Annotated in this window: 22 protein-coding genes and 3 pseudogenes; 9 read left to right on the top strand and 16 right to left on the bottom strand. The window is 44.3% G+C overall.

The annotated features are described in order from the left end of the window. Positions 1 to 74 precede the first annotated feature (74 nt). A complete protein-coding gene (gene uxuA, locus NA330_RS05595; protein WP_000815487.1) occupies positions 75 to 1,259 on the bottom strand; it encodes a mannonate dehydratase in 1,185 nt (394 codons plus the stop codon). A 404-nt stretch (positions 1,260 to 1,663) separates the two neighbouring features. Between uxuA and NA330_RS05600 the strand changes: the two genes are divergently transcribed. The 5 genes from NA330_RS05600 to iraD all read left to right on the top strand — a co-directional run bounded on the left by NA330_RS05600 (position 1,664) and on the right by iraD (position 6,804). Beyond that, a complete protein-coding gene (locus NA330_RS05600) occupies positions 1,664 to 2,968 on the top strand; it encodes an MFS transporter (RefSeq protein WP_000784371.1) in 1,305 nt (434 codons plus the stop codon). 404 nt (positions 2,969 to 3,372) lie between these two features. Further along, on the top strand, positions 3,373 to 4,251 hold the full coding sequence (locus tag NA330_RS05605; protein WP_000089254.1) for a carbon-nitrogen hydrolase family protein: 879 nt from the start codon (positions 3,373 to 3,375) through the stop codon (positions 4,249 to 4,251). 38 nt (positions 4,252 to 4,289) lie between these two features. Beyond that, positions 4,290 to 5,213, top strand: coding sequence for a polysaccharide deacetylase family protein (locus tag NA330_RS05610; protein WP_000540892.1), 924 nt, complete (start codon positions 4,290 to 4,292; stop codon positions 5,211 to 5,213). A gap of 725 nt (positions 5,214 to 5,938) precedes the next feature. Further along, positions 5,939 to 6,424: an Hcp family type VI secretion system effector gene (locus NA330_RS05615; RefSeq protein WP_000338745.1), complete on the top strand. Its 486-nt coding sequence runs from the start codon at positions 5,939 to 5,941 to the stop codon at positions 6,422 to 6,424. Beyond that, entirely contained in the window at positions 6,424 to 6,804 is a 381-nt protein-coding gene (gene iraD, locus NA330_RS05620; RefSeq protein ID WP_023205443.1) for an anti-adapter protein IraD, read from the top strand. The genes NA330_RS05615 and iraD overlap by 1 nt, the downstream gene beginning before the upstream one ends. A gap of 135 nt (positions 6,805 to 6,939) precedes the next feature. On the opposite strand, the gene NA330_RS05625 is transcribed toward iraD, so the two are convergent. Then, positions 6,940 to 8,424, bottom strand: coding sequence for an NAD-dependent phenylacetaldehyde dehydrogenase (locus tag NA330_RS05625; protein ID WP_023241585.1), 1,485 nt, complete (start codon positions 8,422 to 8,424; stop codon positions 6,940 to 6,942). A 161-nt stretch (positions 8,425 to 8,585) separates the two neighbouring features. Between NA330_RS05625 and NA330_RS05630 the strand changes: the two genes are divergently transcribed. The 4 genes from NA330_RS05630 to NA330_RS05645 all read left to right on the top strand — a co-directional run bounded on the left by NA330_RS05630 (position 8,586) and on the right by NA330_RS05645 (position 12,519). Further along, positions 8,586 to 9,887 (top strand): NAD(P)/FAD-dependent oxidoreductase, encoded by a 1,302-nt coding sequence (locus tag NA330_RS05630; RefSeq protein WP_001092825.1) that lies wholly within the window; start codon positions 8,586 to 8,588, stop codon positions 9,885 to 9,887. 14 nt (positions 9,888 to 9,901) lie between these two features. Next, positions 9,902 to 10,276, top strand: coding sequence for a cupin domain-containing protein (locus NA330_RS05635; RefSeq protein ID WP_000542984.1), 375 nt, complete (start codon positions 9,902 to 9,904; stop codon positions 10,274 to 10,276). A 208-nt stretch (positions 10,277 to 10,484) separates the two neighbouring features. Further along, a complete protein-coding gene (locus NA330_RS05640) occupies positions 10,485 to 11,984 on the top strand; it encodes an APC family permease (RefSeq protein WP_023241584.1) in 1,500 nt (499 codons plus the stop codon). Beyond that, entirely contained in the window at positions 11,962 to 12,519 is a 558-nt protein-coding gene (locus NA330_RS05645) for a DUF3156 family protein (RefSeq protein ID WP_023194454.1), read from the top strand. The genes NA330_RS05640 and NA330_RS05645 overlap by 23 nt, the downstream gene beginning before the upstream one ends. Positions 12,520 to 12,623: 104 nt before the next feature. Here NA330_RS05645 and NA330_RS05650 read toward each other — a convergent pair whose 3' ends face one another. From NA330_RS05650 to NA330_RS05715, 14 genes and pseudogenes are all read right to left on the bottom strand, one after another. After that, entirely contained in the window at positions 12,624 to 13,307 is a 684-nt protein-coding gene (locus tag NA330_RS05650) for a helix-turn-helix transcriptional regulator (RefSeq protein WP_001275358.1), read from the bottom strand. Positions 13,308 to 14,740: 1,433 nt separating this feature from the next. After that, positions 14,741 to 15,385: a hypothetical protein gene (locus NA330_RS05655; RefSeq protein WP_023194456.1), complete on the bottom strand. Its 645-nt coding sequence runs from the start codon at positions 15,383 to 15,385 to the stop codon at positions 14,741 to 14,743. Next, positions 15,363 to 15,887, bottom strand: a complete 525-nt coding sequence (locus tag NA330_RS05660; RefSeq protein WP_023205439.1) for a DUF943 family protein — start codon at positions 15,885 to 15,887, stop codon at positions 15,363 to 15,365. Before NA330_RS05660 ends, NA330_RS05655 begins: the two co-directional genes overlap by 23 nt. A 202-nt stretch (positions 15,888 to 16,089) precedes the next feature. After that, complete coding sequence (locus NA330_RS05665; RefSeq protein WP_371063964.1) at positions 16,090 to 16,323, bottom strand: DUF3289 family protein; 234 nt, start codon at positions 16,321 to 16,323, stop codon at positions 16,090 to 16,092. A 210-nt stretch (positions 16,324 to 16,533) separates the two neighbouring features. Then, positions 16,534 to 17,037, bottom strand: coding sequence for a hypothetical protein (locus tag NA330_RS05670; RefSeq protein WP_001151810.1), 504 nt, complete (start codon positions 17,035 to 17,037; stop codon positions 16,534 to 16,536). A 132-nt stretch (positions 17,038 to 17,169) separates the two neighbouring features. Next, positions 17,170 to 17,454 (bottom strand): type VI secretion system PAAR protein, encoded by a 285-nt coding sequence (locus tag NA330_RS05675; protein ID WP_024134298.1) that lies wholly within the window; start codon positions 17,452 to 17,454, stop codon positions 17,170 to 17,172. Between the two features lie 256 nt (positions 17,455 to 17,710). Continuing rightward, entirely contained in the window at positions 17,711 to 18,103 is a 393-nt protein-coding gene (locus NA330_RS05680; RefSeq protein WP_001662987.1) for a hypothetical protein, read from the bottom strand. 384 nt (positions 18,104 to 18,487) lie between these two features. Continuing rightward, complete coding sequence (locus tag NA330_RS05685) at positions 18,488 to 18,766, bottom strand: bacteriocin immunity protein (protein ID WP_000421096.1); 279 nt, start codon at positions 18,764 to 18,766, stop codon at positions 18,488 to 18,490. A 14-nt stretch (positions 18,767 to 18,780) separates the two neighbouring features. Continuing rightward, positions 18,781 to 18,987: pseudogene (locus tag NA330_RS05690) on the bottom strand (type VI secretion system tube protein TssD); the annotation flags it as partial. A 21-nt stretch (positions 18,988 to 19,008) separates the two neighbouring features. Continuing rightward, positions 19,009 to 19,275 carry an STY3281 family bacteriocin immunity protein gene (locus NA330_RS05695; RefSeq protein ID WP_001650677.1) on the bottom strand — a complete coding sequence of 89 codons (267 nt, stop codon included), beginning with the start codon at positions 19,273 to 19,275 and terminating at the stop codon, positions 19,009 to 19,011. After that, positions 19,272 to 19,589 (bottom strand): PAAR domain-containing protein, encoded by a 318-nt coding sequence (locus NA330_RS05700; protein WP_023202715.1) that lies wholly within the window; start codon positions 19,587 to 19,589, stop codon positions 19,272 to 19,274. Before NA330_RS05700 ends, NA330_RS05695 begins: the two co-directional genes overlap by 4 nt. Before the next feature lie 355 nt (positions 19,590 to 19,944). Further along, positions 19,945 to 20,136, bottom strand: a complete 192-nt coding sequence (locus tag NA330_RS05705; protein ID WP_000342571.1) for a T6SS immunity protein Tdi1 domain-containing protein — start codon at positions 20,134 to 20,136, stop codon at positions 19,945 to 19,947. A gap of 551 nt (positions 20,137 to 20,687) precedes the next feature. Then, positions 20,688 to 20,828 (bottom strand): annotated as a pseudogene (locus tag NA330_RS05710) (type VI secretion system tube protein Hcp); the annotation flags it as partial. Between the two features lies 1 nt (position 20,829). Continuing rightward, positions 20,830 to 21,490, bottom strand: a pseudogene (locus tag NA330_RS05715) (tyrosine-type recombinase/integrase); the annotation flags it as partial. Between the last annotated feature and the right edge of the window lie 172 nt (positions 21,491 to 21,662).

The raw sequence follows: 21,662 nt of genomic DNA on the forward strand, positions 1-21,662 counted from the left end.
CTCCGGGGCGAGGCATGTTGCTATTGCATTGAGTAGGGGAAATCGCATGACGCGTCGCGCCATGCGAAAGAAGGTTATTTGCTAAAGAAAGCGCGCTGGATAGCCAGTTCGACGCCGCGGACTTCCGCAAGCCCTTTCAGACGGCCAATGGCGGAATAACCCGGATTCGTTTTCTTCTTCAGATCGTCCAGCATCTGATGACCGTGGTCCGGGCGCATTGGGATCAGATCGTCGCTACCTTCGGCTTTACGACGGTGCTCTTCTTCCACAATCGCTTTAACGACTTCATACATATCCACATCGCCGTGCAAATGGGCGGCCTCGTGGAAGGTCTTCGGATTCTCTTCGCGCAGCGTAGAACGCAGATGCGTAAAGTAGATGCGCGGACCAAATTGCTTGATCATATCAACCAGATCGTTGTCGGCGCGCACGCCGTAAGATCCGGTACACATGGTGAAGCCGTTCGCCATGCTATTAACGGTTTCCACCATCCATTGCATGTCTTCAATGGTAGAGACAATGCGCGGCAGGCCGAGAATAGGGCGCGGCGGATCGTCAGGGTGAACGGCCATACGCACGCCAACCTCGTCGGCAACCGGAATAATGGCTTTCAGGAAATAGGCAAAATGTTCACGCAGTTTTGCTTTATCGATATCTTTATACGTCGCCAGGTGTTGACGGAACTGATCCAGCGTATAGCCTTCTTCCGCGCCAGGTAAACCGGCAATAATGTTGCGGGTCAGACGTGCTTTGTCTTCCTCGCTCATGGTGGCGAAACGCCGCTCTGCCTGAGCAATCTCTTCTGCCGTATAGTCGGCTTCTGCTCCCGGACGCTTCAGGATGTGCAGTTCGAACGCGGCGAATTCAATCTGGTCAAAACGCAACGCTTTTGAACCATCCGGCAATACGTATTCCAGATCCGTACGTGTCCAGTCCAGTACCGGCATAAAGTTATAGCAAACCGTATAGATACCGCATTGCGCCAGGTTACGCAGCGTTTGCTGGTAGTTTTTGATCCATAAATCGTACTGACCGGTGTGGGTTTTGATATCTTCGTGGATAGGTACGCTCTCTACCACAGACCACTCCAGACCCGCCTCTTCAACGATAGCTTTACGTTTCTGGATCTCGTCTACCGACCAAATTTCTCCATTCGGGATATGGTGTAACGCCGTTACCACGCCGGTTGCGCCAGCCTGGCGTACATCTGACAGCGTTACCGGGTCGTTAGGTCCGTACCAGCGCCAGGTTTGTTTCATATCTCGTTTCCTCTTCTTGCGATAACGTCTTCGTGGTTGACCCATTGCCAGCCAACATCGAAACGTGCTTTGTAAACCCGTTCTGCCCCCTAAATTCAACCAAAATTTTTCTCATGTCAACCTTATTGTCTAAATTGGCTAACCAAATCACAAATATCATCATTCACGGTCTGCCAATTTTATTTATTTGATCTGTGTCAATTTTTGCTGGGTGAAAAGCATTCACCATTCAACTTGAAATGAGCTGATGTATTTATTTCAAGAATATTAATGGCGGGAGTTGTCGCCAGATTTTGACCGGTCCGGATGAGAAAATATTGATTGGTCAACCAATTTTTGTGATTTCAGTTTTCCCGCTACAGGTCAGACGGCGCGGAGCTAATGTTTTTTAACGAGGCTTTATCATGAAGATGACAAAATTAAGATGGTGGATTATCGGCCTGGTCTGCGTGGGGACCATCGTAAACTACCTGTCCCGTAGCTCGCTTAGCGTTGCGGCGCCAGCGATGATGAAAGAACTCCATTTTGATGAGCAACAATATTCCTGGGTGGTGAGCGCCTTCCAGCTTTGTTACACCATTGCGCAGCCGATCACCGGCTATTTGATGGATGTCATCGGACTGAAAATCGGCTTCTTTATCTTTGCCTTGTTGTGGTCGCTGATCAACATGGCGCACGCGCTGGCCGGCGGCTGGATAAGTCTGGCATTTCTGCGTGGTCTGATGGGGCTGACCGAAGCGTCAGCGATTCCGGCCGGGATTAAAGCCAGCGCCGAATGGTTCCCGACGAAAGAACGCGGTATTGCGGGGGGCCTGTTTAATATCGGTACTTCGATTGGCGCGATGCTGGCGCCGCCGCTGGTGGTCTGGGCGATGCTGACCTTTGCTGATAGCGGCATCGGTACTGAAATGGCGTTTGTGATTACCGGTGGGATCGGCGTGCTGTTCGCCATCACCTGGTTCCTGATTTATAACTCGCCAAATAAACACCCGTGGATCACCCACAAAGAGCTGCGTTATATCGAAGACGGCCAGGAAAGCTATCTCCAGGACGATAATAAAAAACCGGCCGTTAAAGAGATCGTTAAAAAGCGTAACTTCTGGGCGTTGGCGATTACCCGTTTTCTGGCTGACCCGGCATGGGGAACGCTGAGTTTCTGGATGCCGCTGTATCTGATTAACGTGATGCATCTGCCGTTAAAAGAGATCGCCATGTTTGCCTGGCTGCCGTTCCTGGCGGCGGACTTTGGCTGCGTTGCAGGCGGTTTCCTGGCGAAGTTCTTCATGGAAAAGATGCACATGACCACGATCAATGCGCGTCGTTGTAGCTTTACCATCGGCGCTGTTTTGATGATTTCGATCGGTTTTGTCAGCATTACGACTAACCCGTATGTCGCCATTGCATTGATGAGTATTGGCGGTTTTGCGCACCAGACGCTGTCTACCGTTGTGATTACCATGAGCGCTGACCTGTTCAAGAAAAATGAGGTCGCGACGGTTGCCGGTCTGGCAGGATCTGCGGCGTGGATGGGACAGTTAAGCTTCAACCTGTTTATGGGGGCGTTGGTCGCTATTATCGGTTACGGCCCGTTCTTCATTGCACTCAGTCTGTTCGATATTATCGGCGCCATCATCCTGTGGGTACTGATTAAAGATCCAGAAAAGCACCACCCGCCAATGACGGAACAGCCGCTGGCGTCTCACCGCTAAAGCTGTCTCGGTTTCACTGGCCTGATAAGCGAAGCGCTACCGGGTTCTAACGGCCACCTTCGGGTGGCCGTCTTCATTACCTTTATTACCCTTATCGGTAAAAATACGCGTTGGTTTTATATGAGCGCGTTATCATTTAGTTTGCCTGATTATTTTCAGATGCTGAAAATAATATTGTGGTAAGGGTTATTGTTTTTCGCCTGGATTTTTATCGACTCTCTGTCTCGCTGCGATCATCGATAAAATCCCCTTTATGTAAATAAAGGTTCAATGCTTCTACTCTTTTCTCCATATATTTTGCGCAGCTTCACAAAAAATAACCTGATGTTGTAATGCCCACTCCCTAACATTCTCCATGCGCTATACGTTAATTTAAGTTTAAATTTCATGCCGGGGATATCACAATGTCACGTAATTTTACTGTTTCAGCCTGTCAGTATATTGTTACTGAAATAAACACTTTTGAAGATTTCATAACAAAGGTAAGGATACTTCTTAATAAAAGTCAGGGTGCTGATGTCGTTATCTTCCCGGAGCTATTTACCATTGAGTTATTTACATTATTGAAAAAATGGCAAGAAAGACCCATTTCACACCTAACTTTAATTGATCAGTTTACGGATGCCTATAAGCAGCTTTTTCAACAGGAAGCGAAAGAAAGAGGACAGTTCATTATTGCTGGCTCTCATCTGGAGCAGACTGGAGCAGATCGCTATGAGAATGTTGCGCATATATGGGGACCCGATGGCGAACATTATGCTCACAGTAAGACGCATATCTTCCCGGCTGAACGGGGTTGGTATACTCAGGAAGGCGATAAAATGGCTGTTTTTCAACTGCCATTTGCAAAGGTGGGTTTTAATATTTGTTATGAAGCAGAAATACCGGAGTGTGCTGCGACGCTGGCGGAACAGGGTGCTGAGTTAATTTTAACGCCTTCCGCTACGTTTACTGAACAGGGATTTTGGCGAGTCAGGCATTGTTGCCACGCACGTTGTATTGAAAATCAAATTTATCTTGTTCACTGTTGCCTGGGCGGAAACCCAGGTGGACCACTGCCAGGCTGCTGGGCCCGAAGTTCAATTTTAAGCCCCTGTGATGTCGTGTGGAAAAATCCACAAGGTATTATCGCAGAGGCGCACGTCAATCAAGAGGATGTCATTTCAGGAGAAATTAACCTCGATGTTCTATATGAAAATAGACTTGGGGGGGCAGCAACAACGTTCAAGGACAGACGCAGAAAAGCAGGCATATATAATATCTGGCCATCACACATTAAATAACAGAATGTGTCCCTTCTATGTATTAGCTGGAGGTCGTTATGGGATATTTAAAATTACCTGAGGGTAAAAGGATTGCGGTCAATCTTGGTGTTGATGTAGATGCTCAGTCTTTATGGCTGGGCGGATTTAATCGACCGTCGCCATCCTTTATGTCACGAGGAGAGTTTGGTGCACAAGTTGGCGTACCAAGGCTTCTGAAATTGTTTAAAGAAAATAATATCAAAACCACCTTTTTTATTCCCGGACACACTGTAGACACCTTCCCGGAAATCAGTAAAGCGATTTTTGATGCCGGGCATGAAATCGCTCACCATGGCTACTATCATGAAAATCCGACTCTGGTGAATCGTGATACAGAACGCCGACTTATGGATCTGGCGTTCGCCTGTTATAAAAGACATTTTGGCATACGCCCTGTGGGATACCGTTCTCCCTATTGGGATTATAGCGAGAATACGCTGGATCTTCTGGAGGAAGCCGGTTTTCTCTATGACAGTAGCCTGATGGCGAGAGATCTTGTGCCTTACCATCCTCAACGTTGGCAGGTGAATTGGGAAACGGGAAATATCGCAGGCCCGGCCAGCGCGATTCTGGAAATTCCTGTTAGCTGGTATCTGGATGATTTTCCCGCACTGGCGTATACCGGTAACCAGGAGGGGATGAGCGATACTGACGGTGTTCTGCGACGCTGGAAGGATATTTTTACTTATGCTTATAACCATCAGGAAAACGGTTTATATGCGATGGCCCTTCATCCGCAGATAATCGGTCATGGGCATCATATGATGATGTTGTCACGTTTGATTGAACATATTAAAGGGCATGATGGCGTATGGTTTGCAACCTGTGAAGAGATAGCCAGTGTCTGGGTGGATGACGAAGAGGATCGACAAAAAATGCTCCGTCCTGATGTTCGTGGCGTAGCGCCGGTTCCGGATGATTATGGCTGGCCAGGCAAATGATATCACCTCATGACAATGTTAATATCAGTCGGGTAACGGATTACCCGGGCAGAAGTTACCTGTTTGCCCGCTCGTTAATGCATATTGTCCATCAGAAAGGGAGACTATCCCGGGACGTATAAAATCTTTTTTATTTCGGTCAAAACGTTAATCAACGAGAATAGTGTGTTTTTTGATTTAAATCATTTTTTAGTGTTCACAGGAAAATAATCAAATAACATTTGTAATGTGAGTATTAAGAAAAATAAAATTTCCATAGTGATTAATTTTTATTTAACGCTTTGATTTTTAATGTTTTTGTATGTGTTAATTGATGTAAATCAATTTGGATTTTTTTATTAAATAAGTAAAAATTAAGTTGATATTTGCTTTTTGATGTGTTTTTTATATATAGCTGATTATTATTCTGAAATGTCAATTTTTGAATAACGACGCTGTGATACCGGCACCAGGGATACTTTGCGATAAAAGGGATTGAATATGGCAGAGAGCGTTCAGTATAACCTCAATTGTATTTGGCCACAGCGGGCCAAAACCTTCTATTGCATTGCAACCAGCGGAATAACGTTCATCAGACGTGGGTAAACGTTGGCAAAATCCCTGCAAACCTGGCGTTTTTCACGCTGTGTTTTTTGGTCGTTGCGCTTTTAATAAGAGTCACAAGCGTTGGCCGCTGGTATTCGTCTGGCTGCTGAACTGCCACTTGATCAACAAGGAGATAAATCATGGATGCGATTTTTTTAAAGCTCGACAATATCAAAGGCGAAAGCCAGGTTGAAGGCTTTGAAGATCAGATAGAGATCATGTCTTATAGCCACAATGTGGCAATGCAGGTAAATAATGATATTAGCCTCACCGAGCGGACTTCCGGGCGTGCGCATGTTGGTGAAATGTCGCTCACCAAATTTGTCGACCTCGCCACGCCTGTGCTCAATGAGTACTGCTGTAGCGGGAGGCTAATTAGAACCGCGGTGCTGACGTTGTGCCGCAATGACGACGGCAAAATGCGGTCGCTTATCGTTTATACCCTGACAAACGTGCTGATATCACAACTCAGTGTTAGCGGCGGCGCCGGCGGTAAGCCGGTGGAAACGATGTCGCTGAACTTCACGAAAATCAAATGGCAAATCACTGCCGAGAAATCAGACGGCGCTCAACAGGAGTCCAGAACGTCAGTATGGGATCTGGCGATGGACCAGATAGGGAAATGATGATGACGCCAACCATTCCGGTCGCGCTATTCGACAGGCTCTTGGTTGAGGGGATAAGCCCACATGAATTGGTACGACGCAAGTTAATGTGTTTATTCAACTCTTGCGCCGTGCCTGGTGGCGAGACATTACCGCCGCTGCTCACTCGGGGTATGCCGGAATGGCACGAGGTGAATGTGGGTGACAAACGGGTTCTCAACTGGTTTTGCCGTGAGCTTCGCGCTGCTATTTTACGTTATGAACCGAGCATCAACATGCTGAAAGTCAGTGTAAAAGATGCCTATCATCAGACGCTGGCGTTGTCTTTGGAAGCGATGTTACAGGATGAGTCTGAACCGTTAAGGCTGGAGATAGCCTACTCTAACGGTAGATGGCGCTAGTAATGCAGGAAGGAACGCCGGGCCGGGCGTTTAACATTATCCCAAAAGCAAAAAAACGCAGCGAGCGAACCTGATAATCAGGCAGACAGTCCTCCTTTCGGTATGGTTGATCTGCCTGCATCATTTTCAGGATGGTTAATAACGGACCATGACCGATTTAAGTTCGGTATAGTCATCAATAAACGCGCTGCCAAATTCACGACCAATGCCCGATCCTTTCATCCCTCCAAAGGGTACCGCGGGATCGAGGAAGGTATGCATATTGACCCACACCATGCCAGCATCAATATCTTCAGCGTAGCGTAATGCCTTAGACATATTTTCCGACCACACACTTGCTGCAAGGCCAAATGGCGAAGCGTTGATATGCGAAAGCGCCTCTTTTTCATTCTGATAACCGATAAAGCTACAGACAGGGCCAAAGGTCTCCTCGTGCATCAGCGTACTGTTTTTACTACGCACTTTTACCGCCGTCGGCTGTAAAAAGTACCCTTCGCCGGGTAAAGTTTCACCGCCGTAAACAATAGTATCCCCTTCTTCCTGTGCGCGTTGAATCAGATGCAGCACTTTTTCAAGCTGAACCTGATTCGCCAGCGGGCCCATCACCGTTTTTTCATCTAAAGGCGAGCCGGGCACGATCTCCGATAACCGTTGCCTGAGGAGCGTCATGACCGTATCCAGTTTTTCCTGGGGCAGATAAAAACGCTCTGCGGCAGCACAAATTTGCCCTTGATTCAGATAACCGGCTTCAAGAATACCGTTGACCATGGCTTGTGCTGTGAGATCATTGAGAAACAGCGCCGCATTTTTCCCTCCCAGTTCGAGGGTAACGCGTTTTCCTGACGATGTTGCCGAACGCCGGACTTTCTCACCTGTCGCGACTGACCCGGTGAAACTCACTTTGGCGCAATCTGGATGCGCGATCAGCTGTTGCGCTATCTCACCGCCAGCACCGTTTACCACGTTAATTACGCCATCAGGGAAACCAGCCTCTTTAGCCAGTTCAGCGACTCGCAGCAGTGTCAGCGGGGTATATTCACTTGGTTTAATGACGATGGTGCAGCCACATACCAGCGCTGCGGCCAGCTTCCAGATAGCAATCATAATTGAGAAATTCCACGGCACAATACCGACGACCACGCCAATGGGTTGGCGTTGGGTAAACGCTGTGTATCTCTCTTCTCCCATTGATGGCAGGGAGACATTCAGCGTTTCACCGGTTATTTTTCCTGCCCAACCGGCAAAGTAACGCAGGAAGGCCACTGACTGATCGAGTTCAAGACCGCGCGACAGCATAATCGTTTTACCTGAACAGACGCTTTCCAGTTGAGCTAACTCTTCACGATGAGCGGCAAGAGTATCAGCCAGTTTCAGCAGTAATGCGCCGCGTTGTAACGTTGGCATTTTACGCCAGACATCAAACGCCCGTCTGGCGCTCTGCATGGCCTCTTCTGCCTGCGCAGGGGTTGCCGACACAACGTCGGCGATAATTTTGCCGGTGGCTGGGTTAGTGACCGAAAAGTTCGTGCCGTTTCCGGCCTGACGTTCACCTGCAATAAATTGTCCGTGTCGTTGGTGTAAAAAAGTTGTTACTTCGGCAAGTAATGTCACATCGCTCATCAGAAGTGCCTGTAGGTCAGGAATGTACGTTTTTCCATCCCAACATACTTTTTCGGAACTGAATATCGTTCCAAAGAACGTCATTCTTCCGGACGATATTTTGTAAAACGTTACCGTGCTGTGATAGCGGTCTTAGTCAAGCGTGATGACAAGGTAACGCGATGAATACAAAAATCGATGCGTTGAATTACTACGGCGCGACGAAAAAATACCCGTTGCATTTTCCTGCTCTGCAAGAGGATATTGATGCCGATGTGGTGATCATTGGCGGTGGCTTTTCAGGCATCAATACCGCGCTGGAACTGGCGGAGCAGGGGATCACTAATGTTGTCGTTCTGGAAGCCCGTCATCTTGGGTATGGCGGCACCGGACGAAACGGCGGTCAGGTAATGGCCGGTATAGGTCACGACATCGAAGCCGTTAAAAAATATGTAGGCGCAGCGGGAATGGAGACGCTGTTTAAAATCTCGAACCTCGGCGCAGGTATTATTCGGGAGCGAATTCGTAAATACCATATTGATGCTGATTTTGTCCCCGGATATGGTTATCTGGCCTACAACCAGCGGCAGTTAAAAACGCTGCAACAATGGGAAAAAGAATTCAAAGCCGCTACGCCGGAAGATGATATTGAACTCTATACCGGTAAAGACGTGCAGCAGGTTATCGGTTCCGACGTTTACTGCGGTGTTCTCAAGCATATGGGGGGAGGGCATGTCCACTCGCTGAATTTATTGCTGGGCTCCGCTCAGGCTGCGAATTCGCTGGGGGTGAAGATATTCGAATATTCACCTGTGGTTGAGGTCAGTTACGGTAAAACTGTGCGGGTACGTACTGCGATGGGCAGCGTAAAAGCAGCCAAATTGCTGTGGGCCTGTGATAGTTTTCTCAATAATCTGGAACCAGAAATTTATAAGAAAACGCTGGTTACTTATTCTTATCAGGTCTCTACAGAACCTCTCTCCAGCGAGCTTGTTGAGCGGATCAGTCCCTTGCGCGGGGCTTTTAGCGATATCCGCCCGGTGATAAATTACTACCGTCTCACAAAAGAAAACCGTCTGCTGTTTGGCAGCGCCACAAGGTTTCTTGAATATACCCCGCACGATTTTGCTGCCTGGAACCGCACTCTGTTGACGGAGGTCTTCCCTTATTTGAAAGACGTTAAAATCGATTTTGCCTGGGGCGGACCGATGGCCTGTAGCGCGAATCTGTTTCCGCAGATTGGCACGCTTCGTGAACACAATAATGTTTTTTATGTTCAGGGTTATTCCGGATTTGGCGTCACGCCTTCCCATATTGTATGCAAAATCCTGGCCGAAGGAATAAATGGCGGTTCCGAGCGGTATCGTCTGATGAGTAGCATTCCCCACGCGACAATTTATGGTCGCGACAGTTTACGTCTATTGCTGGTCAGTGCGGGAAAACTGATACATCAAACAGCCGGTTTCTGGAAAGGCCGGAATTAACCAGGAGAACATTAATGCACGCTTTTAAACTCAATCAACCTGTTCCTGAATTACAGCCAGTCGGGAGTGTCAGCCTGTTAGGGGCGTTGCCAACAGAAGGCGATCCCCAGGTCGCCGTTGCGATGATTTACGGTAAACCTGAGGATGTATTTACCTGTGGACTGTTTTCATCGACCCGCGGCGGTTTCACGATGATTTATCCCTTTACCGAGCACGCAACCGTGCTGGAAGGGGAAGTGGAACTCACTGTCGCTGGTCAGGAACCGATACGTTTTTCACCGGGCGATAGTTGGTTTGTTGAACAGGGAACCGAAGTGGCATGGAAAGTTTTAACGCCCCGTTTTGTAAAACATTATCTGGCAAACGTTGAAAGCCACAAACAGGGTTGAATCCTTTAATTGTTCGTCAGTAGCGTTGGCATCACTGGGGAGAATAACGCGCTCCCCACTTGCTATTAGCGCATGCGGGGACGGCGTCACAACGTTATTTACCGTTATCCCTCTTCAGGACGATACCTGTTAGATGCGCTGCCTGCCATAAATAAGCGTTATTCCGGAGCGGTAATTTATTGTTGTAATAATAGTGAAGAGGTTGACCATGTTTAAAAACAGACTTGCCAGCCATCTTGAACGTGGCGTTATTGGTTTCCCCACGACGCTTGCCAGCTCCGTCGGGCTGATTATGGCAAGCCCGGTGATCCTGACCGTGACCAGTGGTTTTGGCTCAGGGGGAGATACCTTTGCCCTTGCGGTATTACTGGCATTTATTATGATGCAAGCGCAGATTACCACCTTTGCCGAAGCGGCAACGCTTATTCCCACGACTGGCTCCGTCTACGACTATCTTTCCTGCGGGATGGGGCGTTTTTTCGCTATCACCGGTGCGCTTTGCGCTTACCTGATCGTACACATTTTTGCCGGCACGGCAGAAACGATTCTCGCTGGCGTCATGGCGCTGGTGAACTTTGAGTCTGTTAGCGAACACGTGGCCATGCAGCACAATACCTGGATGGTTGGCGTCGGCATGGTAGTGGTTTTCGGGTTACTGAATGCCATTGGTGTTGAAGTATTTGGCAAGGTGGAAGTGTTTCTTACATTCGGTATGTGGACTACCCTGACCATCTTCGGTTTATGCGGGATCCTGTTATCCCCGGTCACTCATCATTCCGGGTGGTTTGGCGCACCGCTTGATGTCAGTAATCTTTCTGGTCTGTTTGGTTATATTGGCATGGCGATGTTTATGTTCGTCGGTTGTGAACTGGTAACGCCAATGGCGCCGGAAATTAAAAAAGCGCATCGTACGATTCCCAGAGCGATGGCGCTTGGCCTTTTAGCGGTGGCAGGTTGTATGTTCCTCTATGGCGCTGCGATTAACCGGCAGGTAAATAATGTGGTTGTCGATGCGGCAAACCATATCTTTTTACTGGATACGCCGATGGCTATTCCCGCCTTTGCCAATCGTGTCATGGGACATGTCGGGCAATACTGGCTGGGCGTGGGGTTGTTGTTAGCGGGATGTGCGACGATTAATACGCTGATGGCGGCAGTACCGCGTATTATATACGGCATGGCGCTGGACGGCGCTTTGCCGCGGTTTCTGACCTGGTTGCACCCCCGCTTTAAAACACCGGTCATCGCCATCGCATTTGGTGTTGCGATTCCCTGTTTACATGCCTGGTATCTGAACGGTGATATCGACCACATTGTTCCGCTGATCCTCGCTGCGGTCTGCGCCTGGGGAGTAGCTTATCTGCTGGTAACGTTATCGGTCGTTATCTTACGTATTCGGCGCCCCGATTTGCCACGCGCTTACCGGGCCCCCTGGTTTCCCTTACCTCAGATTATTTCGAGCGTGGGTATTATTATCGCCATTATTAATATCGCGCCTCCTGGAATGAACAGTCGGGATGTACTTATACCATTCGGTATTATGCTTGGATTGACTGCCGCCTATGCCTTATTCTGGACATTATGTGTGCAACGGGTTAATCCTTTCCTCCCGCTTCCGGTAGAAGAGGTCGTGGAACGGGCGATGGGCAATTATGAAAAGCGAAACAATGAAGAGATGACGCCAGATGTCCTCCGTCCCCTGGTTTAAGAACGCATTAATGAATATGGTGTTACGTGATTTGAGCGGCTGGCGTTGTGAAAAATTGACCGAACATAGCGCCGTGCTGCATCTGAATGCATTTACCCAGGTTATCTGCCATGTTCAGCAAAAACGGTTATTCATGGCCAGTATTCACAGTTGTGAATTCAGGGTGAAAGGCACAATCAATTATCCTTTGCAGGGCAAAATTCGCGCTCATCAGCCCGGATGGCTGAAACGTTATCCCGTCATTTTTACTGGCAGTAAAAGTACCGCCGGGCTGATTAACTATCTTAATTGTTTCCCCAATTTACAACAGGCACTGAGTGAACTGGATTATCGTCGGTTTACGCTGGTTTTACATCATAAGGAATGGTATTGCAGCATTGAGCTATGGGCTGCTAGCGAAGTGGTTTGTAAAATGCCGCCGCTGCGCCGTTATCTGCGGCTTGAGCGACACCAGCGTGTTCTTCTGCTTAGTGTGATAAATATGATCAATCAGGCCATGAATCAATGGCTGCAACAGGATACCGACGCCAGATAATATGACATTTTATTGAGGCATCAGATCAGAGAGTGGTATTAATTCAGGCATATATGACACAGGGGGAAAAGACCCGCAATTGACGCGGGTTAAAAAGCACGCTTTCACATATGCTGTGAATGTTGTACCGAGGACATTCTGGTTCGGGAAACCAGTTCCGTGCGATTTATCACTTCTGTTTTAGCAAAAATATTACGTAAATGCGTTTTCACTGTTGAGAGAGAAATATTCAACTGACGGGCAATCAATTTGTTGCTGGCCCCTTCGCAGACCATTCCCACAATTTCACGCTCTTTGGCGGTCAATATTGACGTCAGATTGTTGTCTTCCTGAAGAGAATCATGAATCGCCAGTCCCAGCAATGGTTGTACTGCCTGGGCTCGCAAACGCTCTTCGCTGGAAAAAGGTATATCGCGCATTAATGAAATGCCCGCGATAATACGATGGCCCCGACGAATAAAGATCTCAATCATGTCGCACACATGATTAGGTAGCATAAATTCATGATAATAATGGCGATGTCGGGCACAGATACCGGGCGTCATCGTCGCTACTGTAATAACCTGTTGGCCGAACCGGGAAGGCGATAGCGGGTCTAATGGTTGAAAATGCTCCAGATATTGTTGGTGTGTGCTATTAGAAATGTTATGTAAAACATAGGCTTCTGGCTTTAAATAAGCATTAACACGATAAAAAACCGCCGACGACAGAGGAATGAGTTGCGCAATGCTCTGTAAGCAATGGAGAGTGATCCCGTCATTATGGCCAGTAGTTGATAAGGCTGACATGTTATCTCCTTCCATCCGGATGAGCGCGCCGGGACGCAGTAAAATAGTGGTATGTTGAAACATACAATTTACATTCGGTTAACACAATCATTCACATGTTAATAATGTGACGCGTGTTGCGGTATTTTTTATAACCATTTGAAATAAAACAGTTTTAATTTAAATCCTGTCTGGTTTTCTAAAAAATAATTAAAAATTATTAATATAATTTTTTTCTGTCGCGGTTGACTCATCTCCTGAAAATGCCTTGGGTTCTCGTCCTTCAGGACGATATTCTTTTGAGATGACTGTTCTATGATTTTCTGTAATAGTGCAGGTTAACAGAGACTTAATTTCTGGTTCAGACAGGATTTGCTAAATAACGTTTCAATAGCGTCATGCGCTATGCAGAAAACCGGCGTTTTTACCCACAAAAAGCGGTGGCTGCCAGTATATTTTAATGAACAGTAGTGAACATGGAGAGCGGAGTAACCTGTTGATTTTATAAATAAAAACGGACGCCATAGGGCGTCCGCATCTGAATGGTTGGTGCCCGGACTCGGAGAAGTCCTTTGGGCTAATGGACTGTTAAAGCTATTTTTGACCGTTTATCAAGACCACCACAAAACTAACCCTTACAGAATTATCTACATGATTTTCCCGGTGTGGGTTTGATTCCTGCCACTGTCTGATAATTGTTGAACCAGTTCTTCTGTATAGGGTATCAGCAGGGCAGGCTTTCGAAATTTGACATCCAGTAAGAATCGGTGTGAGACACTCACGGTTTTTTCCTGCCGTCTATTCGTCATTGAAGAATGATAGTATTTTTATGAGAATAAGAGACAAAAATATAGAGGCGCCTATATAAATCCCTCGTTCTGTCCAGGTATCCAGACGAAATAACCAATAGACACATAAAAAAACAAGTAGCCCACCAATAATTGACGCGAGAGCGCTAATGATTTTTTTGAGCATATATTTAAAAGTACCTTCATTATATTTCATGGTTTTTCTTTTTGTGTCGCCATTACCATTATTATGACAGTTAATTTTATGCTGAAGAATAACCCTGCCATTATCTGTTTTCTGGCATATCTTATTAGGCGTAAACGTCAACAGGCGTAGCGCATGATAGTAATTTTCTTGTTTTGAAGGCCAGTTTCTATCAACGATTAAATAATCCACTGTACGTATACTATAACGATGCTGACCTGATAAAAATGATACATATTATCAAGTGGAACAGAAAAATGATAATTGCTCTCACCTGGAATTTCAAGCTACTCGTCTGTGTCAAAGACAGAACTAAAGCGGCATGAACCACTTAAATAACGCAGAGTAACCTCGTCATTAATGATACGCTCATCTCAGTATCCAACATCCAGACTCCTGGAAATTTACTGCATTCCTGTAACTCAAATTATTTAGAGTATATTAATATCGGATATTCTTTTTTAATTAACGCCAATCTCCATACTTTCCAGTGACTTTAATATGTATGGCGTAAAATCAATCAACTGATTATCTATTTTTCTGATTAAACTGCCTGCGCCGCATAAAGCATGTGAGCCATCAATCATACAAAAATAAAATTTCTTTTTTATGTTATCATCTTCGTATATTGTTTTATCCATCTCCGAAATATTCTCATCAATGATTAAGAAACCCTGTGCATTCACTGAACTTATATTATATAAAACTGATGGTTTAAATTTATTATTTGTTTTTGTTGCATCATCATCTATCACCCATATATTTTTATCAAAAACGATGTGCTGTATATGTGAGCCATACTCACCAACATCATACACCTCTCTGCTATATGAACAACTCCATAATGTAATTGGATAAAACTCAGGATCATAAACATGGTTTTTATCATTGAGTTCTTTAATATTTTCATTTAAGAAAAAGTAATCATTAAATTTTACGTTCTTACACTCAGGGGTTTCCACGCGATAGTCAATCCTTGCATCAATGCGAAGCATTCTTACAGAATATTTCGACTCACTTAATTTGTCTGGTAATGATATAGATGGAATAATATTTGCTTTCAAAGGTAAGATAAGAAACAAACTAATGATAGTGATTTTTTTCATGGCTTTTATCCTGGTTGAGCCTGGTGGAGTTATTTGATTCGATAAGCTTATCATCATCTTTTTTCGGTTGATAAAAATAACCAGAACCAGAAAATAAAAACATCCGATAATAATTACCACCAGATTCAGCAGACATATATATATCTTTTTTGATACATTTTGATTCTGATTTTATATCAGGAAAACAATAAAATTCATCCTCGGCATCATAGGGCGATAATTTTTGATAACCGTCACCAAAATCCCATATATATACCGAAAAATCATTTTCAGGGAGATTATATTTTTCCAGAATTTTTCTTTCATTTTCTCTCCACCAATTCAGCTTTCCCCTGTCCGTAATGGGGAAATGCCTGGCAAGAATGTTAATGTCTTTACCTGAATAATAATGGACATCCACGATTTCTACTGGTCTGCCTGACCATAAGTATATAACAACAGAACAAAATAATATGGCGATTGTCACAATATAAATGAATTTTTTCGTTATTACCCATGACACAATCACATTCCTTATGCAAAATATCGGACTATGCTATGTTAACAATACAAACAAATACCTTGCCGACAATACATACCAAATCAGGAGTAATATCCTCTGACACCTGAGATTTTTACGGTGGTATTTATTTCTGTAATATACACTTCATCCTTTAAGCTGCCTCTTTGTTGGCTGCGCTCAGAAACCCCGGTCACATCGTTATCTATGCTCCCGGGGATTTCTTCCCTTGCCGCCGCGATGCATCTTGAATGATTTTGTGTATAAATGGCTTAAACTCATACCCCTCTTTCTCATAATGTTGAAGTACAAACCAAATTTTAAAGACATCCCAATGGCTATAAAGCCAATGTGTTATATCATTACTGTCAAGACTAAAATGATCCTGCATCCTGTAATGCCCGTTTGCTGCGTAGGCATTTTTGATACATTCAATGATATTATGGTAACGTGTGAGGCATACATATCATGAACAGATAATCTCAGCCCGTAGCTATAGGCCCTCCACGATTTTATTTCCCACTGTCGGCAATTGTTCCGCATCTTTTGTTGTTGCCTTTTGCTTCCCTGAAGATGTAGAACCGTTACCCGTGTCGACTGTAGGTACATTTGACGGTACAGGGTGATTTGATTTATTCAACAACCCTTATTATGGTGAAAAATAACTATCTATAGGCATCAAAGCGTTACAGATCTTTCCATCAAATAATTCAAAATCATGGACGTTTACTAAAAATTTATCTTTATATGAGTAATTAGCACCAACTACTGGAATAGTAAAAATCTCGATCTCTTCATTTTTTTTATTTATTATTAACATGCCATCAAAACCATGAAGTATTTGATCGTCACTAAAATTACTCAATGATACTCTAATATTTATTATGGATTTATTATTCCCAGCCAAAAAGGAATTAATTAAAGAATCGGTTATTCCATGAGGATAAGTATCAACATATACTATTCGTATAGAGTTCCCCGCTCTTTCATTCCAACAGGATTTATTGACCGCATATATCCTTTCATCAGCTCTATATTCTTTAAAATATTCCTTCCCTTCTGGGTTACCCCATACGAATAAATAATATCCTCGCTCACCAGCACTGACAGAAAATGTCACAATCCAGATAAAGAGGAATATATATTTAGCCATATCATCTATCTCTTATATTAGATTTTTTTGAACGGATGTAAATTCGCCACCGCAAAGATGTCCGGTTCCTGGCCGTCAGCCTCCAGCGTGGAACGAAGACCTTCCCGGGACATGTCTGCCCTCCCTGAATGTTCAGCCTGTATTTACCGTGCCGCCGCCGATAACCACCCCGTCACAGTCCATCCCATCACCCGTTCTGGCAGCGGGAAGGTCGTCGATAAATGCCGTGGAGGAGCCACCCGCAATTTTACGCGGATGGGGCGGATGCTCCGGTTTGGAGTGTGGCGTCAGCGGGTCGCCCATCCGGGCGACGGGTAATCTGTCGATAAATATCATGAGGGAGCTCGTAATAATCACGGTTTCGTAATAACTGTCGTGCTGGGTGCCTTTATCGTTGAGTCGGGCTGCTGTGGGTATATTTTAGATCCTTATTGTCATCAATGATAATTACATTCGCTTCATTATGGTTATTCGCTAATATTCTGTCTTACCTTTCCATAAATCGGTTATACGAGGTATCCTTAGGCTTTGTTAAATAAATAATCCCATGTTAATATCTCATCGATATCTTTCCTTTGGATGCATAACCGCTATTCTCTCTCGAAACCAAGACTTTGCGTGGCCTGGAAGTATTTCCCCAAGGAAGAATTAATAAAAAATCTCCCGTAACCGATTATTTTTCAACATGTATTGTGAATGTCTTGTGGCTTTCTTTTCCAGAAGACCATCCCGATCCCATCGTGTAACCATCAAGCTCGATAACGATATCTTCCTCAACATTAATATTACCTTTAATTTCGATAGTATTACATCTATGCTCGTCGCCTCCAATACATTTTATATAAATACCATCCCAATTTTCTTTTATATCTCGAGGGTTCTCCAACGCAGGTGAAAATTCTTCTGTCCTAAATACCCCAGCATAACTTGGATGAATAATATAATACAATCTACTGACAAGTCCACCCGTTAGCTCAACTTGTTTGCTGTAAGTTGTGCCAAATTTAGCGGGTGAGAGTTCGTCAGGTTGATACTTTATCGTGTTTCCGGAACATGAAACAATCATGGGAAACACAATGCAAATCAGAGTTAAAAAACATAATTTCATAAATATTCATGGTATTTTTGGAAATACCATTCCTCCATATATATTACCTAAAAGACAATCTTGATTATCGTGCAAAAAAATGTGAATTATTTAGTGCAAAAATAGATTACTTAGTGAGTAGGCCGTAGGATCTTTCCCTACAGCCTCTTACAAACCGTACGTAAAGCTCTCATTTCATACGATTCGCGTCAGACAAATATATCCTCTGGCACTACGGTTCAGTGTAAAAACTCTCAGAATTATGCCTTTGATAGTTGCTCCCTTAACTGACATATTTTTGCCTTTTAACGGTCACTGCATTATCATCCCGGTTCCGGTTGACAAACTCCTCACCACTGATCGCTACTTATTTTCCTTAAAACAGGGGAGTCTCTGAGACTTCCGCCAGCGTTTTAGCTCTTCAATAACTCCTTCAGGACTATCTTCTCGTTCCTCTGATGGATAAAATATCAAATCCCCGCCATCAGGGTGTTGAGTAATTTTATTAAAATGTCGTAGAAGGTTATCAATAAACTTCGATAATTCATCTCCAGTCAACTCTTCAGGAGGCTCAAAGAAATTATTTAAAAACTCGATAAACTCATCTTCTGTATAATCTTCAAGGTTATTTTTTAGTTCCATTTTCACCTCAAACCTTACTTATGCAATCGTATATGATTTTTAGGAGTGTTTATCCTAAGGTTATCAACATCAAACACCATTCCTCCATACTGGATCTTTCCAACGTGATAAATTTCATAAGCCCACCTACCTCCGACTTGTTGCCTTATCAAGGTGTACGGCGCTCGACCTCTTTTTATCAAAGTTTGATTCGATTTACTAAACTGCGCCAGTAACTCTGGGCATTCCCCTACACCTGATTTTCATTTACTTTTCTTAAAACAAGGCAATCCTTGAGATTCTCTCCATTCTTTAATTATGTTCAGAATACCCTCAGGTGTTCCATCACTTTCCGTTTCAGGATAATAGATAAGATCTGTTCCATCTGGGTATTCAGTGATCTTATCAAAATACTCAAGCAATGGATCTAATGTTTCATCTGTATCCGACTCGTTTTCAGAAAATATCACTCTCAAGAAATCAATGAACTCACTTTCCGTATAATCACTAATATTTTCTTTTAATTTCATAAATCGCCTGTGTATGTCAATATGGTGTTCACACGGAGATTGTCTACATTGTAAACATCGCCTCTATTTGCAACTTCATCTATATGATGAAGCTCGAACCTCCGTTTTCCGACTCTGTCAACTTTTCTAACCTTTGATGCCTTACCTGATTTCATTCGAGTCATATTAACCTCCCCGCCACAGTCCACCGCATCACCCATTCTGGCAACGGGCAGGCCGTCAATAAATACCGTGGGGGAACTCGCTATACTCACGGTCTCGTAATAATCGTCGTACTGGGTGCCTTTATCGTTGAGTCGGGCGGCTGTGGGCATTTTTCTCCATAGCTTCATTACTAAATAATAAGTTGTGAGATTATCCTAGAAAATAAGAATAATTATTTATTAGAAGTTAATAAGTGATAGGATTATTGTACTTACTGCAACTCCAATAGAAATAATTAATTCTTTTGATAAAAATCTAAACTCTGAATCTTTTTTATGCGAATCCAGGATATTAATTAATTTATTTTCTCTTCGATTTGATGGCGTTATTCCATCTGGGAATGTATGTATTAGTTTTCTCAACGCACTGCTGATTTTTTTAAAATTTGTTATTAGATAAAGCTTTTCTTTCTTTTTTTATGAATTTGGATATAACATGAGTATTCTGTTTGTGTACTAAATTTTTTTAGTGACCATGACACGGATTCATTATCAATGATAATCTTCCCATCAGAAAATTCAATTTTTTGAATAAAGAAAACTTTTTTATTTCCCCGCCCAAAATGTATGCAGGTTCCAAACCAAACATTTCATTATCAGCTAATGCGCCTAATTTTTTAACTGTGCGATCAAAAAGATAATTATTGTTATCATCCACTAAATCAAATCCTTCCTGACTTGAAGATGCAAGAAAAGATGTAATTTCGCTGTCAAGAATATTTTTTGTTTTATTGATAAACCTATTTTCATTAAAAATGATCTTATTAAGTAAAGGTAAGATGGTAATATTTCCTCCTGTGAACCATGGCCTGATTTAATGCTATCATTGGATGCATCATCTGGTGTTTTTAGTCTTTCACTCTTATTCCAGCTTGCACCTGTTGAACTGTTGATACCTCTGGAGGGTGAAGCTGACGACAGTGGTTGCCGTCGGCGTTAATCCGTCCACATCCAGCGTAAAACGCAGGCCATTTTGTGACATAACCTTGTTCTGGATTTATTGACGAAAAAGGAACCACGGTCCGCTCGTGGCAGTGGCAATGGGGAGGACAGCCGCTTCAGGCACGCTACCGCCAAAGTTTCCGGCATCCACCATCTCCCATATATGAAACGTAACAGACGTAACTCATTGCTGGCACGGGCTTTTTGTCTCCGTTCCCGGACAAAAACAGCATCCCACCATTAAGGCGGAATGCTGTGGATTTACTCTTATGCTTCCAGTGGCGCACGCCAGTCATCAGCACCTGAAGTGCCTGTTGAAACGTGTTCCCACTCAATTTTGTGGTAAGCCAGAGAAACTCTAACCAGATGTGTGAACTCACGTTTGGTGTTGTCCTGGCAGTGCGGCATACCGGAAAGTGTCGATATAGCCCAGCAATTCAGGCAGGCGTTTCAGGGGAAGGGCGGGGTGATGCTGGGTTACAACAGGAGTTACAACGCCATCAAGATCGAATGCCGGATTATATTTAATCGTTCCCTGTTGTACGGCGTGGCGCATAATTTTGGTCAGATACTGGCGTATACGTCCGGCAACAACATGCACACCTTTATCATCAATGTCTCTGACCAGTCGTGCGAGATGTAGGGTTTAAGTCGCCGAAATACCCATTGCGCCGATATCAGGGAAAACGTAGTGTTGGAGGCAGACAGGAATTTTATTGGCGTGACTTTCTGACCAGAGTTTCAGGCAGCCGGTATGCCACAATCTAGCGATGTACTGGAACGTTCTAATTCATTGACAACCTTTTTTCGTCCCGGAGCTGCTGAGAAGGGGTAAAGCCGGATTTTAGTACGCACCGGGTGGCATCGCGTTTTTCGCGGGCAAGGGCGAGTGAAGTTTCGGGATAAGAACCGAATGATACCTTGGACTCTTTTCTCTCAAAACGATATTTGAAATACCAGATACGAAAATCGTTGGGTTTTACCAGAAGATACAGGCCGAGTGTATCAGCGAGTTTGTAGGGTTTATCAGAAGGCTTTGCACTACGTGTTTGTTTGTCGGTTAATGCCATTTGAGGGCACTCCTTTATCTAACCGGACTGAGCACCGAGTTGACCACCAAAAGCCCCTGATTTGGGCGGATAAATAGAAATTCGCTGGGAAGAGTTTTTCCACTAAATCATTGAATTAAAAACACATGGGGATTTTTAAGGAAGTATAAAAAGGGAAGGTGGTGCCGGACTC

Source organism: Salmonella sp. NW722 (assembly GCF_051702785.1).
Classification (GTDB): domain Bacteria; phylum Pseudomonadota; class Gammaproteobacteria; order Enterobacterales; family Enterobacteriaceae; genus Salmonella; species Salmonella enterica.

What these genes read in the sequence shown, in the direction of transcription:
- uxuA (WP_000815487.1), bottom strand. Translation starts at nt 1,259, where the DNA reads ATGAAACAAACCTGGCGCTGGTACGGACCTAACGACCCGGTAACGCTG.
- NA330_RS05600 (WP_000784371.1), top strand. Translation starts at nt 1,664, where the DNA reads ATGAAGATGACAAAATTAAGATGGTGGATTATCGGCCTGGTCTGCGTG.
- NA330_RS05605 (WP_000089254.1), top strand. Translation starts at nt 3,373, where the DNA reads ATGTCACGTAATTTTACTGTTTCAGCCTGTCAGTATATTGTTACTGAA.
- NA330_RS05610 (WP_000540892.1), top strand. Translation starts at nt 4,290, where the DNA reads ATGGGATATTTAAAATTACCTGAGGGTAAAAGGATTGCGGTCAATCTT.
- NA330_RS05615 (WP_000338745.1), top strand. Translation starts at nt 5,939, where the DNA reads ATGGATGCGATTTTTTTAAAGCTCGACAATATCAAAGGCGAAAGCCAG.
- iraD (WP_023205443.1), top strand. Translation starts at nt 6,424, where the DNA reads ATGATGACGCCAACCATTCCGGTCGCGCTATTCGACAGGCTCTTGGTT.
- NA330_RS05625 (WP_023241585.1), bottom strand. Translation starts at nt 8,424, where the DNA reads ATGAGCGATGTGACATTACTTGCCGAAGTAACAACTTTTTTACACCAA.
- NA330_RS05630 (WP_001092825.1), top strand. Translation starts at nt 8,586, where the DNA reads ATGAATACAAAAATCGATGCGTTGAATTACTACGGCGCGACGAAAAAA.
- NA330_RS05635 (WP_000542984.1), top strand. Translation starts at nt 9,902, where the DNA reads ATGCACGCTTTTAAACTCAATCAACCTGTTCCTGAATTACAGCCAGTC.
- NA330_RS05640 (WP_023241584.1), top strand. Translation starts at nt 10,485, where the DNA reads ATGTTTAAAAACAGACTTGCCAGCCATCTTGAACGTGGCGTTATTGGT.
- NA330_RS05645 (WP_023194454.1), top strand. Translation starts at nt 11,962, where the DNA reads ATGTCCTCCGTCCCCTGGTTTAAGAACGCATTAATGAATATGGTGTTA.
- NA330_RS05650 (WP_001275358.1), bottom strand. Translation starts at nt 13,307, where the DNA reads ATGTCAGCCTTATCAACTACTGGCCATAATGACGGGATCACTCTCCAT.
- NA330_RS05655 (WP_023194456.1), bottom strand. Translation starts at nt 15,385, where the DNA reads ATGAAAAAAATCACTATCATTAGTTTGTTTCTTATCTTACCTTTGAAA.
- NA330_RS05670 (WP_001151810.1), bottom strand. Translation starts at nt 17,037, where the DNA reads ATGGCTAAATATATATTCCTCTTTATCTGGATTGTGACATTTTCTGTC.
- NA330_RS05680 (WP_001662987.1), bottom strand. Translation starts at nt 18,103, where the DNA reads ATGATTGTTTCATGTTCCGGAAACACGATAAAGTATCAACCTGACGAA.
- NA330_RS05685 (WP_000421096.1), bottom strand. Translation starts at nt 18,766, where the DNA reads ATGGAACTAAAAAATAACCTTGAAGATTATACAGAAGATGAGTTTATC.
- NA330_RS05695 (WP_001650677.1), bottom strand. Translation starts at nt 19,275, where the DNA reads ATGAAATTAAAAGAAAATATTAGTGATTATACGGAAAGTGAGTTCATT.
- NA330_RS05700 (WP_023202715.1), bottom strand. Translation starts at nt 19,589, where the DNA reads ATGCCCACAGCCGCCCGACTCAACGATAAAGGCACCCAGTACGACGAT.